The 14,977-nt window shown below is 61.1% G+C and carries 12 protein-coding genes; 5 read left to right on the top strand and 7 right to left on the bottom strand.

Translation table 11 applies throughout. The features are described from left to right. Positions 1–15 precede the first annotated feature (15 nt). The 3 genes from SB772_RS11335 to SB772_RS11325 all read right to left on the bottom strand — a co-directional run bounded on the left by SB772_RS11335 (position 16) and on the right by SB772_RS11325 (position 4,742). Positions 16–1,317 carry an MFS transporter gene (locus tag SB772_RS11335; protein ID WP_410833345.1) on the bottom strand — a complete coding sequence of 434 codons (1,302 nt, stop codon included), beginning with the start codon at positions 1,315–1,317 and terminating at the stop codon, positions 16–18. A gap of 236 nt (positions 1,318–1,553) precedes the next feature. After that, a complete protein-coding gene (locus SB772_RS11330) occupies positions 1,554–3,026 on the bottom strand; it encodes an MDR family MFS transporter (RefSeq protein WP_410833344.1) in 1,473 nt (490 codons plus the stop codon). Positions 3,027–3,293: 267 nt separating this feature from the next. Next, positions 3,294–4,742, bottom strand: coding sequence for a PLP-dependent aminotransferase family protein (locus SB772_RS11325; RefSeq protein ID WP_410833343.1), 1,449 nt, complete (start codon positions 4,740–4,742; stop codon positions 3,294–3,296). 108 nt (positions 4,743–4,850) lie between these two features. On the opposite strand from SB772_RS11325, the gene ltaE reads away from it, so the two are divergent. Both ltaE and SB772_RS11315 read left to right on the top strand, forming a co-directional pair. Then, the gene (gene ltaE, locus SB772_RS11320) at positions 4,851–5,882 is read left to right on the top strand and encodes a low-specificity L-threonine aldolase (RefSeq protein ID WP_410833384.1); all 1,032 of its coding nucleotides are present in this window, start codon (positions 4,851–4,853) and stop codon (positions 5,880–5,882) included. 88 nt (positions 5,883–5,970) lie between these two features. Beyond that, entirely contained in the window at positions 5,971–7,563 is a 1,593-nt protein-coding gene (locus SB772_RS11315; RefSeq protein WP_410833342.1) for a methyl-accepting chemotaxis protein, read from the top strand. Positions 7,564–7,644: 81 nt separating this feature from the next. Here the strand turns inward: SB772_RS11315 and SB772_RS11310 are convergent, their stop codons facing one another. Both SB772_RS11310 and SB772_RS11305 read right to left on the bottom strand, forming a co-directional pair. Beyond that, a complete protein-coding gene (locus tag SB772_RS11310; RefSeq protein WP_410833341.1) occupies positions 7,645–9,279 on the bottom strand; it encodes an MFS transporter in 1,635 nt (544 codons plus the stop codon). Positions 9,280–9,351: 72 nt separating this feature from the next. Then, complete coding sequence (locus SB772_RS11305) at positions 9,352–10,764, bottom strand: MFS transporter (protein ID WP_410833340.1); 1,413 nt, start codon at positions 10,762–10,764, stop codon at positions 9,352–9,354. Between the two features lie 115 nt (positions 10,765–10,879). On the opposite strand from SB772_RS11305, the gene SB772_RS11300 reads away from it, so the two are divergent. Beyond that, positions 10,880–11,701: a TetR/AcrR family transcriptional regulator gene (locus SB772_RS11300; RefSeq protein ID WP_410833339.1), complete on the top strand. Its 822-nt coding sequence runs from the start codon at positions 10,880–10,882 to the stop codon at positions 11,699–11,701. 25 nt (positions 11,702–11,726) lie between these two features. Here the strand turns inward: SB772_RS11300 and SB772_RS11295 are convergent, their stop codons facing one another. Continuing rightward, positions 11,727–12,944 carry an MFS transporter gene (locus tag SB772_RS11295; protein WP_410833338.1) on the bottom strand — a complete coding sequence of 406 codons (1,218 nt, stop codon included), beginning with the start codon at positions 12,942–12,944 and terminating at the stop codon, positions 11,727–11,729. 94 nt (positions 12,945–13,038) lie between these two features. Then, a complete protein-coding gene (locus SB772_RS11290; RefSeq protein WP_410833337.1) occupies positions 13,039–13,482 on the bottom strand; it encodes a winged helix-turn-helix transcriptional regulator in 444 nt (147 codons plus the stop codon). 157 nt (positions 13,483–13,639) lie between these two features. Here SB772_RS11290 and SB772_RS11285 point away from each other — a divergent pair, with 157 nt between their 5' ends. Next, positions 13,640–14,638, top strand: a complete 999-nt coding sequence (locus SB772_RS11285; RefSeq protein WP_410833336.1) for an aldo/keto reductase — start codon at positions 13,640–13,642, stop codon at positions 14,636–14,638. 16 nt (positions 14,639–14,654) lie between these two features. Beyond that, positions 14,655–14,966 carry a high-potential iron-sulfur protein gene (locus SB772_RS11280; protein ID WP_410833335.1) on the top strand — a complete coding sequence of 104 codons (312 nt, stop codon included), beginning with the start codon at positions 14,655–14,657 and terminating at the stop codon, positions 14,964–14,966. Positions 14,967–14,977: the final 11 nt, after the last annotated feature.

The following is a 14,977-nucleotide window of genomic DNA, read 5'->3' as shown; positions in this document are numbered from 1 at the left end:
AAACGCGACGATCGCTCAGACCGGAATCTTCGTTTCATAATCGATTCCGATCGAACAGAGCAGCAGGCCGACGCCCATTGCGGCGAAACACATCAGTGCGAGGAAATAGGAGCCCGTGAATTGAACGATCGCGCCGATCGCAATCGGGATCACCATGCCGCCGAGATTCCCACCGAAGTTGAGCAGACCGCCGAGCACGCCCACCTTGTTGCGCGAGGCGAGCATCGCGGGGATCGACCAGTACAGACCGCCCCACCGCAGAAAGAAGAGCGTGATGGACAGCAGGATCACGACCATCGTGGGGCTCGTCGCATGTGCCACTGAAAACACCGCAATCGTGGCAACCACGCCGGCGATGCCGAAGATCGTGCGCATGACGCGGTTCGGCGCGGCGCCGCTGGCGAGCCACTTGTCGGCGACGTAGGCACCGAAGAGTTCGCCGATAAACCCGCAGAAGAAGATCACGAAGCTGGCGCCGCCCATCTGCTGAATGTTGAAGCCCTGCACTTTCTGCAGATAGGTGGGCATCCATGTCAACAGGCCGTAGTAAAGCGTCGTGCAACACATGAAGCCGACGAACATCAGCAACACTGAGCGATACCTGAAGAAATCGAGCGAGTTGCCTGACAGGTTTTTCGCTTCCTTTTCATCTTCCTTGCGCCGGGCTCGCTCGATGTGTTCCGCTTCGGCTTCATTGACCCCGGCGTGATCGCGCGGTTGATTCTTGATGTAGTACCAGGCGCCTACGCCGCATAGGACCGTGCCGACGCCGGCGATCGCGAACGCCGTGCGCCATGAGTGCGCGACTACGATCAGCCAGGTGATCAGCACTGATCCGAGCGCCGCGCCGAGCGGCGAACCGCCATCCATCAGCGATGCGCCACGGACCCGCTCATGCTGTGTGAGCCACATCGCATTGAGCGCACCGCCCGCCGAGGCCACGGGCGCTTCTGCGACACCGAGTCCGAGCCTCGTGGCGAGCAGGAACATCGCATTGGTCGCCAGCGCGCCAAGACCCTGGAAGGCACCCCAGAGCAAAGTGCACAGCGCGAGGACCAGCCGCGGCTTGAAGCGGTCGACTGCCATGCCGCCTGGAATCTGCATCAGCGTGTACGACCAGAAGAACGAACTCATAATGAGGCCTTGCATGACCGGCGTAAGCGTGAACTCGCTTGCGATCATCGGCATCGCGACGGACAGGGATGCACGATCGATGTAGTTGACCGTAACCAGCAGCAACATGATGAGAAAAATCTTCCAGCGAACCGATGTCTTCGGCTCGGCGTGCGCCACGACCGCTGCAGTTGCTCTGCTCATGCCTGTTCTCCTGATTCGTCGCTATTTGTATGTCAGATACGCGCCCGGCGCGTTGCGCATCGGCGATGGTTGAACCGGTCATCTGCCACGCCTCAGGCGACCGTTCAGTGCTGCTTGATATTGAGTATAGGGTCGCGGATCTGAGCGGAGATAATCGAAAGTGGCCCGGGCAATCGATAGAAATCGCTGATCATGCGCTGGGCCAAAGATGATTTGGTGAGGAACGGGCCGGCGTATCAATTGGTTGCGGGTTCGCTCCTGTGCACGAGATTGATAGTGGGTACAAGCATCAGGGAGACGACCGCACCGATCGATATCATCAGGATGGAAGAGAACGTGAGATGGAGCGACTGGTGGAGCGCAAGTCTCGCCGCAGCGTTGACGATAGCGTCGCCTGGTACCGGGCCAAGAAGCTGTCGCAACTGATCGGAGGTAACCGCTGCGGTGCCGGTCGAATGAGTCAGCCCATAATTCAGAACCGCACCAAACACGGCTGCACCAAGCGTACTGCCGAGGTTACGGGAGAAGAGGTTGGACGCCGTCGCGCTGCCGCGTTCCGACGGCTTGACTATTTCCTGGATCAGAATAAGTGAGCTCACGCTAACTATTCCCATCCCCAAGCCCATAATCAACGACCCGATTCCTGCAAACAGCGGCGTGCTCTGTGGGGTCAGTGCTGCGAAGACCACGGCGCCAATCGGCAAAAACATGCTGCCGCCGATGAGGGTGCGCCGCAGTCCGAGCCGGTGGAAGGAGCGTGCTGCAATGGTAGCGCCCGTTGGCCAACCGACCATTATCATAGTCAACGCGAGGCCTGCCACCACCGGGGACCTGCCCAGGACGCCCTGTACATACATGGGAAGGAAGCTGGTCAGCCCCATTAGCGCCATTCCCGAAAGGACAGTGGCTGCATTGCAGGCCGCGATTGGCCGGTGCCCCCACAAGGAAAATGAAATCATGGGGTCGGCGGCCCGTCGCTCCTGGAGAACGAAGAGCGCGCCGCATATCACGAACAGAGCAAACTCGAGGATGGTGCGGCTACTGACGGATGTCCCAACATTCGTCAGCGCCACCATGAGAGCGCCGATGCATGCGGCGAAGAGCGTTGCGCCGACGATATCGATCGAAGGGCGTTCGCGCCTTTCCTGTTCGTGTAGAAAGACGATGAAGCCGGCGGCGGAGGCGAGGCCAATTGGGATATTGATCCAGAAGATCCAGGCCCATGAAAGGTCGCGAATGAGCACGCCACCTGCCATCGGTCCGACGACCGCAGCGATGGCCCAGACACTGGCGAGATAACCCTGGATCTTCCCTCGTTCGCGTGCCGGATACAGGTCGCCCACGATAGTGAGCGCAACAGGCTGGATCGCACCGGCGCCGACACCTTGAATCAGTCGAAACGCGATCATTGCGGGCATGGACCGTGCAAAACCCGCGAGCACTGATCCCACCAGAAAGATGGCGATGCCAACGAGCATGGTGGGCTTACGACCGTACAGGTCGGCGAGCTTGCCGAATACGACCGTCATCGCGGTCTGCGTGAGCAGAAACGAGGAGAAGACCCAGCTATAAAGATGCAGGCCGCCCAATTGAGTCACGATTTGCGGCATCGCTGTAGACACAATGGTCGCTTCGATAGCGACCATTGCCATTGACGCCATGACCGATGCAATAACGAGCGGTCGTACTGTTTTCAGGTGTTGTGACATGCCGTTTTGTAGAAGGGGTGTCGTCCGCGGGCAGACTTGCTCCTGTAACTTGCGTGGATCTCGGGCCATTCCAGAAATCTGGCGTGACACGCCCACGAAGATCAGGATGTCTCGATAAGTGGATTGGGGTGAGTCAGCGGCTCGCGCCCACGGACGATTTATTCTATTATCACACAAGTCTTCACTTGACGACTTGCTGCGCTTGAGGCCGTCAGCGGGACTGCCCGCGAGCTGGAGCCGGTTGCCAGTGTTTTCTGTCGCGCGCTGCTACTCCGACGCGGCGACGGCGATCCGTGCTAGCGCGCCGAGACGCTCGACCGCTTTTTCCAGGTTGTTCGTCCACCGATAGCCGGCGTTCAATCGCAGACAATCGTCGTAGGCGCCGCCCTGGCCGAATAGATGTCCTGGGGCAAAACCGATACCCTCGGTGCGTGCCTGCTCAAACATTGGGCGTGTGCTGACGCGAAGGTGGCCGGTGGCGGGCAACTTTAGCCAGAGAACGAATCCACCGCGTGGGTGGCTCATTTCTGTGCCGTCGGGAAAGTGACGGAGGACAGCATCGCGTAGTTCATTCTGCTGGTCCTGCAGCGCACCTTTGAGCCGTCTCAGGTGCAAGGCGAAACCACTGCTGGAGAGCATCCCGGCGACTGCGGTCTGCTGTAATTCGGCCGTGGCCATGCTGGTGGTGTATTTCAGTGCCCGAACTTTATCGCTAAACTTTCCCGCCGCAATCCAGCCAAGGCGCAAGCCGGGACACAGACTCTTCGAGAAGCCGCCGCATAGAAGCACATTGCCGGACGTATCGAAGGCCCGTGCCGGACGCGGCCGCGGCTCGTCATAGCAGACGTCTCCGAAAATGTCGTCCTCGATCAAAGGGATGTTGCGCGCTTGCAGCAGCCTCACGAGCGCCGCCTTGTCCGCGTCTGACGCGATGCTGCCAACCGGGTTGTTGGCGTTTGCGATCGTGACGACCGCATTGATACGCGTCTCATTGAGCGCATTTTTCAGCGCGTCGAGATCCATCCCGGTGCCGGTCCGGCACGGAATCGGCAGGACCCGCAGTTCGAGGGCGCCCAACATTTGCAGCAACACGAAATAAGTCGGCGACTCGACTGCCACGACATCGCCGGGTCGCGTCACGGCCCTGAGTGCAAGATTCAGCGCTTCGATGCAGCCGTTGGTAACAACCAGTTCGTCCGGGGCGAGTTCGCAGCGATACTGCATCGCCTGACGAGCGATCTCTCGCCGCAGGTCAGGGTGTCCCGCCCCCCGCGCATGCGCACCGAGCAAGTCCGGTTGCTGGTACGCACGGCGGCGTAGCAGGACGCTCAGCCTGTCGACCGGATACAGCGAAGGCTCCCCGACAGCGAGGTCCAAACGAACCGCACACGGCGCACCTACCATTGCAAGGTGATCACGGGCCTGGGCATCGAGTTCTGGCGGTGGGTTGGGCCACGCTGTTGCTCGCGCGGGGCACGAGTGCTCCGGTCGCCTGGCGACAAAATAACCGGATCGGGGGCGAGCCTCGATATGACCCTGCGTTTCCAGCCAGCGCAGGGCCTGCACTGCGGTAGTGAAGCTCACGTCGTGTTGCACGGCCAGCGTACGCACGGACGGTATGCGACTGCCGTCGTGTAGTCCTGCGTGGACGATTCCTTCCCACAATTGCTGGGCGAGTCGTTTATATCGTGGCAAAACGAATTTGGTTGCCTGCATGCTGTTCAATTCATCGCCGCGAATCTGTTATCTAACAGATTCGCCTTTGCTGTGTATTGGCCTAACGCTATCGGAATGCCAGGATCGCTGCTCTTTGGAGGAAATCTGATGAGCTCTGCAATCTGCTACGACTTCCGCAGCGACACCGTTACCCGACCCGGCCCTCAAATGCGTGCCGCAATGGCAGAGGCCGAAGTGGGCGACGACGTTCTCGGAGACGATCCGACCGTCAATCGACTGGAAGCAACAGTCTGCGAAATCCTCGGCAAGGAATCCGCCCTGTTTGTGCCGTCGGGCACGCAGGCCAATCTTATCGCACTCATGTCGCATTGCGAGCGCGGCGACGAGTATATCGTCGGTCAGAAAGCCCACTGCTATCGCTGGGAAGCCGGTGGGGCCGCAGCACTCGGGAGTATTCAGCCGCAGCCGTTGACCAATCAGCCGGATGGGACGCTGTCGCTCGCTGATATCGAACAGGCCGTTAAGCCAGATGATCCACATTTCGCTCGCACGCGTCTGCTCGCGCTCGAAAACACAATCGGCGGGAAGGCCCTGTCTTTGGCCTATGTCGACGCCGCCACTTCACTTGCCCGCCGGCATGGCCTTTCATGCCATCTCGATGGTGCGCGTGTGTTCAATGCGGCCGCCGCACTGGGCGTGCCGGTGGCGACGCTGGTCGCACCGTTCGACTCCGCATCCGTCTGCCTGTCAAAGGGATTGGGAGCGCCTATCGGGTCGGTGCTTGCCGGTTCGGCTCCTTTTATCTCGCGGGCGCGGCGGCTGCGCAAGATGCTTGGCGGAGGCATGCGGCAGGCCGGCATCATGGCGGCAGCCGGACTGTATGCGCTTGAGCACAACGTCGATCGGTTAAAGGTTGACCACACCAATGCCAGGATTCTCGCGCAGGGTTTGTCGGCATTCCCCGGCTTGACCGTGTCAGCGCCCGACACGAATATCGTCTTCGTCAATGTCGCCGAAGAGATAGCAGGGGTGTTTTCCGGTCACCTGGCAGCACACGGTATTGCCGTCACGTCTGTGTACGGCACGACGCAGCAGCGCTGGGTTACGCACCTCGACGTCTCCGCGGATGCCGTCGAGGCTGCGCTCACCGTCGTGCGGGACTTCTTTGGCGGGCGATAAGGTCGTGAGTCGGCTGTTCGCAAAGCTCGGGCACGTTGGTCGTTAGCAAGCAGGTACACAGGTAGTGAGAGTGGTCGCATAGGGAGCGATGTTGAAACTTCAGAATGTTCGCACCGGTACGCGGGTTGCTGTGGGTTTTGGTCTGATTCTGTTTGCGCTCGTCGCGCTAACGATTGTAGGGATCACGCGAGTCAACAAGATCAATGCGAGCCTCACGACAATCAACGACATTAACAGTGTCAAGGAAACCTATGCGATTGCGTTCCGCGGAAGTGTCCACAACCGCGCAATAGCGCTGCGCGACGTGGTGCTCGTGCCGCCGGGAGAACTTCCATCGGTGCTGTCACGTATCAAGGAATTGAACGAAGCGTACCAGCAAGCAGCCGGTCCACTCGACAAAATGGTTGCCGCGCGCGGCGCGGCGTATAACGACGAGCAGCCGGCGCTGACAGCCATCAAGGCCGACGAGGCTCGCACGCTGCCCTTGATGGCCGACGTGATTGCAAGGCAGCAGGCGGGGGACACAACCGGTGCGCAGCGCGTGCTGCTTGATCAGGCCCGGCCGGCATTCGTCGACTGGCTGAACGCCATCGATCGCTTCATCGATCTCGAAGCGCAGTTGAACGGCGCACAGGGAAACGCGGCGCGGGAAGTTGGGCGCACATTCCAGGTGCTCATGCTCGTGCTGACCGCGCTGGCAATCTCGATAGGCGGTGTGATTGCCTATTGGATCACGCATGACATCACGCGGGCGCTTGGCGGCGAACCGGGTCAGGTCAAGCATCTCGCTGACGCGATCCGCAGCGGCGACCTGTTCCAGGGGGTGCGGGTACGACCTGGTGACAGCGACAGCATACTTGCGACCATGGAGCGGATGCGCAACGCACTGCATGAGGTCGTCGAAAGCGTGCGGCAGCATGCCGACGGCGTCTCGACGACAAGTATTCAGATCAGCCAGGGCAATGCAGATCTGTCGACGCGCACCGAATCGCAAGCTGCGTCGCTGCAACAGACTTCAGCGTCGATGGATCAACTCACCGGCACCGTCAAACAGAATTCGGATAGCGCCAGGCAAGCCAGTGCAGTAGCGACGGCGGCGGAGGAGATAGCCACGCGCGGCAGTCAAACTGTGCAAAGCGTTGTTGAAACGATGGACGGAATCTCGGCATCGTCTGAGCGGATGGCGGAGATCATTTCGGTCATCGAGGGCATCGCGTTCCAGACTAACATTCTCGCGCTCAATGCAGCTGTGGAAGCTGCTCGAGCGGGCGAGGACGGGCGTGGCTTCGCGGTTGTCGCGAGCGAGGTCCGCTCGCTCGCGCAGCGCGCAGCGACCGCTGCAAAGGAAATCAAGGCGCTTATCGATGAATCGGTCCAGCGTGTCCAGGCAGGGTCGTTCAGGGTGCGCGACGCCGGGGCGACGATGGCCGAGATTTTGCAATCTGTACGGCAGGTCAACGAGATCGTGGCCGAGATCGCCGCGGCGTCGGAAGAGCAGAGCATCGGCATCGAGCAGGTCGGACAGGCCATCGTGCAAATGGACGAAGCGACGCAACAAAATGCCGCACTGGTTGAACAGGCATCGGCGGCTACGCGATCACTGGAAGAGCAGGCCTTTGCGTTGCGCAGCGCAGTCGGCGCTTTCCGGATACGCGGTTCGTTGCCAGCGGAGCGTGATTGATCCGCTCGTCTTGAGCTTCGGTCACCCTTGCGCATGACTGTCGAAACTCTTACCGATCACCAATCCGCCCCGGACGTGTTCTCAGTCGACCGCCCCTTCGCCACCCAAAAGCGTGGGGCCGGTATCGTTCGGGCTGGCAGTGGATGGCGTGCGACCGAGAAACCCAAGCACGACGAGCGCGGAGGCCAGCGTGATTGCCACAAGAATATGGAGCAGGATGCGGAACGCACCATCGTACGCCTGCGCGAGAATGGGCTGCCCCAGCACGGGCAGAAGAGCGACGGCGTGTGGCAGATCGCCGGTTGCCACGCGCTGGGCGGCTTCCGCGGCGGCATCGCGCGAAACGAGCGGGAACGCAGCGAGTGCATCGGATAGCCTTAGACGTGTGAGGACCGCCAATATCGCACCGGCGATTGCGAGCGTCATGCCCTCTCCGGCTACACGCGTCGTGCTGAAGATGCCGGTTGCCATGCCCGCGCGTTCCTTTGGAACGACGCTGACTGACAAGCCATCCATCAGGCCCCACGGCAGGCCGGCTCCGACTCCGATGACGAAAAGCGGCAGCGTCAGGGCACCGGATGGCGCGTCAGGCGCGATGCCACTGAACCAGAGCATACCGACGGCCGCTACGACGAGGCCGACCGCTGAAATGACACCGGCCGACATCCATCGCGTGAGAAATGCAGCCGTGATAGGCACAAAGAGCATCGGCGCCGAGAGCGAGACCATCATCAAGCCGGCGTCAATCGCAGAATGTCCTTCAATTCCGATGAATCGCGTGGGCAGGACCAGAAGCAGGGTAACGTAACAAAATGCCGTCGCTAGCGGGAGCACTTGCACACCCACGAAGCGCGGATAGCGAAACAGCGAGAGGTCGAGCATTGGCCGGGAAGCACGTTTTTCGATCCAGACGAACGCGATGAATACCGCTACGGCGCCCGAGAACAGTCCAATGATGAGCGGGCTGTTCCAGCCGCTTTCCGGCCCCTGCAACAGCCCGAATGTGAAGAGTGTCAGCGCGGCGGTAAAGCTGGCGGCGCCAGGCCAATCGAGGCCTATGGCATTGGGGTCGTACGATTCTCTTAGCTTCGGAACGCCGAGTGCAAACCCGGTCAAGCCGATTGCGGCATCCACAAGGAAGAACGAACGCCAACCGAACGTCTCCGTGAGAAACCCGGCGAGTAGTGGGCCAAGCGCCAAGCCGAGACCGAAGGTGGTGCCGAGCATGCTGAACGCGCGGGCGCGCCCAGGTCCGTCGAACTCCTGTGCGAGCGCTGCCGACGCGCCGGCCAGGACCAATGCGGCGGCAATGCCCTGTAGCGCACGCTGAAAATCGACCCACAACAGAGTCGGCGCCGCGGCGATTCCAAGTGACGTCAGCGCGAAGAGCACCACGCCTATGGCGAATACACGTTTTCGTCCGAACAGATCGGCAAGCGCTCCCGAGGCCATCAGACTGCTGCCGAAGCTCAGCATAAAGGCGTTGAGAATCCAGTTGACCGCCACTGGGCTGCCTCCCAAGGCGGTGCCGATGGCCGGCGCGGACACGGCCGCACCGCCGAAATTCAGCGGCAGCACGAGCACTGCGATGCAAATGCCCACGAGGATCAGCATCTGCTGCGAGGCGCTACGGGGGGCCGCTACGTCTACTGTCGGCACGACACCGGCCGAGGCGGCCGGTCGTGCTGCGGACGGGGTACCGTTCTTTTCCTGCACGGACTCTCTCTCTGTTCAACTTCCACGGTTACGTCCATCAGGACATGCGAATTCGCCCGGTGCAATGTCGCGCTATCGCGATGCGGCCCGCGTATGACCACTCACCTCCCGGCCTGCATCCGGTTCTATGCCGATAAAGTAGAGGACCGAGATCAGCACCAGTACGGCCACTAGCAGGAAAGCGACCCGGAAATCAGCCAGTGAGAGCTGTGCGTGATTTCCATGAACCAGGACCGCAGCGTGCAGCGCGATCGCACCAAATGCGATGCCCAGGCCGATGGTCATCTGCTGGACCATACTGAAGAACGTGCTCGCCGAACTCATTCGCGCCGGCGGGACGTCCGCGAACGCGAGCGTGTTAATGCTTGTGAACTGCATCGACCGGCACAGGCCGCCGACCAGCAACACCAGCATGATCAGCGCGCGCGGCGTGTCCGGCGAAAGCAGGCTGCACAACGCGATTGTCCCGGCGGTAAGCAACCCGTTGACGATCATGACCTTGCGAAAGCCAAAGCGTTTGAGGATCGGCGTGGTGACGGTCTTCATGCCCAGATTGCCGGCCGCGTACGCGAGCACCAGCAAACCCGCAGCGAATGCATTCAGCCCGAAGCCCAACTGGAACAGCAGTGGTAACAGGAAGGGTGAGACGCTAACCGAAACGACATATAACGAACCGCCGTCGAGGGTCACGCGGAACGTCGGAATTCGCCAGGGCGAAAGATCGATCAGAGGGTGTTCGGCGCGGCCGAAATGCCGTATGGCCAGGAGTGCAGCGACAAAGCCACAGATCAGCGCGGCGGTCGTGATGCGCCAATCGCTATGCAGTTGTCCGACCAGGACCATGCCGTACATCAGGCAAGTCAGCGCGATACCGCTCAGCACGAACCCCGGCACATCGAAGGGACGGCGGGTGGGTTCGCGGTAGTTCGGAATGAATAGGGCGGTTAGCGCCAGACCCAGCAAACCGATCGGTATGTTTAGCAAAAAGATCCAGCGCCAGTTGAAATAAGTCGAGATAAACCCGCCTAGCGCTGGACCCAACACCGGTGCAGCGAGGCCGGGCCACGTGATATAGGCGATCGAGCGCATCAGGTGACGCTTCTCGGTGCTGCGCAGCACGGCGAGGCGGCCTACCGGCACCATCATTGCGCCGCCGATTCCCTGCAGGATCCGCGAAATGGTGAATTCGACGAGGCCGTTACTCAGCCCGCAAAGTATCGAGGCGCCGGTGAACACGATGATCGCGCCACCGAACACCGACCGTTGCCCAAAGCGGTCGGCCACCCATCCGCTGATTGGAATGAAGACCGCGAGCGCCAGCAGATAGGCAGTCATGCCGATACTCAGGCTCACGGGTGTGACGCCGAACGTGGCGGCCATGTGAGGCAGTGCGGTCGCGATCACCGTCGCATCCAGGTTCTCCATGAAATAGGCACTGGCGACGATCAGCGCGATGATGACTGGCTGGCGGCTTGACAAAGACATGAGCGGAGAACGGAATCCGGGTTGTGCGACAGGTTCTCAAACGCTTCAGATCGAGGCGTTTGCAGTCGGTGGCAATCAAAGATGGGGCTCGCTTCGCGGTAGCCTGAGATAATGAATGGCTGCGCCCGGGTGCCTGGCGAGACTCTTCCTCATACCCGGACGATATACTCTACCAAACCATAAGTCGTCATGTGAAGACTTATTTTTTAAAAACGATGGACACGGGAGCGTTATGAAGGCCAAACTGATGGATGTTGCAGAGCCGGGTAGCAAGACCGTAGCGGGTCGCGCGCCGATCAAGCGGCCGATGAAGAAAGCACCGCAGCGTCTGCCACGCGCCGAGCGTCAGGCGCGCGTGCTGGAGAAGGCCGCCGAATATTTCGCCGAGCACGGCCTGAACGCGCAGACGCGCGCGATTGCCGAGGCTTGTGGCGTGTCGCAACGTTTGCTGTATAGCCTGTTCCCTAGCAAGGCTGCGTTGATCGACGAAGTTTACAAGCGCGAAATCGTGGGGACCTTCAAGGCGATGTGGTTTGTTCAACTGAAAGACCGCAGTGTGCCTATTGAAAGCAGGCTCAATACTTTTTATCGCGAGTACTACGACACCCTGCTGACGCGGCAGTGGCTGCGCCTGTTCCTCTACTCTTCGCTTGAAGATCTGCAAATGGCGCCGACGTACACGAATGCCGTCGTGACGCATGCGCTCGAGATCATTGTCACTGAGACGGCGCACGAATTGGGACGCGGCGTACCGGCCGATCCGGATCATCTGACCGAGGTGGGCTGGCTGCTGCACGGCGCGGTATCCCACCTTGCGATTCGCCGCCGTATTTATTCGAACGACAACACCACGCCCAGCGACGCGGTGATTGCGATGCACGTGCGCGCCTTCCTCACGAGCGCGCCAGCGCTGCTTCCGGCGCTGGAAGGCTCCTGAGTTCGAGCCGCAAGGGGTTTCGTGTTCAGTCACCGATCGCTTCGGCGTCCTGCTCCCGGTTCGCTTGCCCGCGCATCAGCAGGAGCAGCGCGATAAGCACAAGGACTATCGTCAAGCCGACAAAGAGCAACGTCGCGCGTTGAATGTCGGCGAGTTGCACGGCGATGCCGAGGCCGATCACCGGTAGTGAGATCGCCACATAGAGCACGACGAAAAAGCTGGACGTGACTTCCGCGCGCCGGTGCACGGGCGCCGCGGACGCGATCTCGCCCAACCCGGCGCGCAAGCTGATGCCTTGCCCGATTCCTGCCAGGGCGGTGCCGAGCAAAAGCGTGCCGAGCGAGCGCTCCGGCACGCACAGGCCGACACACGTCAGTCCCACGACGAGTCCAATGCAGCCGGCCGCCTGCCGCCACCGGGCAGCAATGATCGTCTGGACGATCTGCCCGAGGGCGGAGCACGCGAACAACAGGAACACAATCGAGCCGGTCACGATGCCGCTGTGAAAGCCGAGCACGACCCGAATCAGTTGAGGGGCGACCGCCGCAAAGAAGCCCACCACGACGAAACCGGCAAACCCCGCCAGCGCGGCAGGAATGAACACATGGCGTACCTCGGCAGGAAGCGAAATTCTCTGGATGCCGAGCTTCACCCGCGCGGGAATCGTGGCGGTCTCCGGCACGCCGAGGACGGCGAGTGCGGCGACGCCGACCAGCGCCAGATGCACCGCATAGGGCAACTGCGTCGGCCAGGGCAATAGTTCGACCAGGATGCCGCCTAGCAAAGGACCGCAACCCAGTCCGAGCATATTGGACGCGGTAGCCGCGAGCATGGCTTTGCCGCGCCACGCAGGCGGCGCGAGTTCGATCACGGCTACGGTGGCGGTTCCTGTGAAGATGCCGGCAGAAATTCCCGACAGCAGGCGGCCCAGCATCAGAAGCGCCAACCCGTCACTGAGCAGGAACGTCAGCGCCGACGCGGCCGACGCACACAGGCCCGCCAGCAGCATGCGACGGCGGCCCAACTGATCGGACCAGTTGCCGATCAGCAGCAGCGCACCCAGCACCCCGATTGCATAGGAGGCGTAGATCAGGGTGATGACGGTCGGTGTAAAACCATACTGCAGTTGGTAGTACCGATAGATTGCCGTCGGTAGCGTTGTACCTGTCATGTTGATCGCGAACGCCGACGCTACGGCCAGAAATGCGATCGGGGATTGTGATGCGTCAGAAGCTGCTTTCATCAAACGTCCCAACGGTTGCTCGAAGACTGTGCGCAATTATGGGCAATTTCTCACAGCTCTGCTGGCTGCTCGATGGTGGCGGTCAGCGTCGACCTCACGTGGCGGCGGCTACGGGCACATCACGCGGATGCAGATGATCGACCCGCTTTTCGCCTTGGTCGAACTGGCGCCGTGCCAATTCCATTTCGCTCATGTGGACTTCGACCCAGTTCCATATCCCGCAGATCTTGTCGAGCAGGCTGCGCCCCAATGGCGTCAGCTGATAGTCGACCCGCGGCGGGATCACCGGATGCACGTAGCGCGTAACGAGGCCGTCACGCTCGAGCTGCCGCAGTGTCTTGGTGAGCATTTTCTGGCTCACGCCCTCGACCACTTCGCGCAGCCGCGAAAAACGCATCTCGCCGTGCGTGCCGAGCGCGTCGATGACGAGGATCGTCCACTTGTCCGCGATTTGCTCGATGATGTTGCGCGCCAGGTCGTCGGTCTTTTTTTGCGGGTTGTCGTGCGCGTAAGCGCCGTCGTAGCAATTAGTTTCCATGGGGAAAGTATGAAACCTTCAGGTGCCTTCTTGTGATCGCCGGATGCCGCTGAAATAATCGGTTCGCCTGCCCGTCCGATGGGCTCGTCGCCGTTTGTCAGATCGCATTCGACCCGGATGCGGTGCTTTACGTAATGCTTTGATTAGAGAGCTTCACATGACTATTGAAACAATCGCAATTGAAGGTTTAACGACCCCCGTCTCACGCATCGGCCTTGGCACCTGGGCAATCGGCGGCTGGATGTGGGGTGGCACCGACGAAAAAGACTCGATCGCGGTGATCCGCCGGGCGCTCGACAGCGGTGTCAATCTGATCGACACAGCGCCGGTGTACGGCTTCGGCGCGTCGGAGGAGATCGTCGGCAAGGCGCTGGCCGATGGGTATCGGCACAAGGCAGTCATCGCGACCAAGGTCGCATTGGAATGGCACGACGGTGCGGTATTCCGCAATTCGTCGCCCGAGCGCATTCGTCAAGAAGTAGAGGATACGCTTCGGCGCTTGCGGACAGATTACATCGATCTGTATCAGGTCCATTGGCCCGACCCGTTGGTGCCGATCGAAGAGACCGCTGCGGTGCTCGACGATCTGCGCAAGGAGGGCAAGGTGCGGGCGCTGGGCGTCAGCAACTTCTCGCCTTCGCAAATGGATGCGTTCCGGCGTGTGGCGCCGCTGTCGGCCACGCAACCGCCGTACAACCTGTTCGAGCGCGATATCGACCGTGACGTGCTGCCGTACGCAAAACAGCATGGGCTCGTCGCACTTGCCTATGGGGCGCTGTGCCGTGGACTGCTGGCGGGGCGCATCGGCGTCGAGACGCGCTTCGAGGGCGACGATCTGCGCCAGCGCGATCCGAAGTTTCGCGAGCCGCGTCGCGAGCAATATGTCGCGGCCGTGAAAGCGCTGAACGTGTTCGCGCGCGATAACTTCGACAAATCGGTGCTCGCGCTGGCGGTTCGCTGGGTGCTCGATCGCGGCCCGACGATCGCACTTTGGGGCGCACGTCGTCCGGCGCAGCTGGACGGGATCGAAGATGTGTTCGGCTGGCGCCTCGATCAGAAGGCGTTCGAGCAGATCGACGCGATTGTCGCGCAGTTCGTCAAGGATCCTGTGGGGCCGGAATTCATGGCGCCGCCGGAACGCGTGCTCGTAGCGTGACAGGGAGTCATCGAACATGCTAACCCATCGACGCACCTTCATGATCCATTCAATCGGCGCCGCTGCGCTTGCGATCACCGGACGCTCCGTCTGGGCGGCACCCCCGCAGCTTCAGGATAGCGATCCCGCTGCGCAGGCGCTCGGGTACAAGGCCGATGCAACTCAGGTCGACCACACGAAATACCCCCATTTCAGCAACAACCAGCGCTGCGCGAACTGTCAGTTCTACCAGGGTAAGCCAGCCGACGCCAACGCGCTCTGCGCGCTGTTCGGCGCCAAGCAGGTGAGCGGCGCGGGATGGTGCAAGGCGTATCAGGCAAGAGCATGAACGGCGTGCGC

This window comes from Paraburkholderia sp. SIMBA_030, from assembly GCF_046535245.1.
GTDB lineage: Bacteria > Pseudomonadota > Gammaproteobacteria > Burkholderiales > Burkholderiaceae > Paraburkholderia.
The sequence above is the reverse complement of the archived record's forward strand: the minus strand, read 5'-3'. Positions and strand labels throughout refer to the sequence as shown.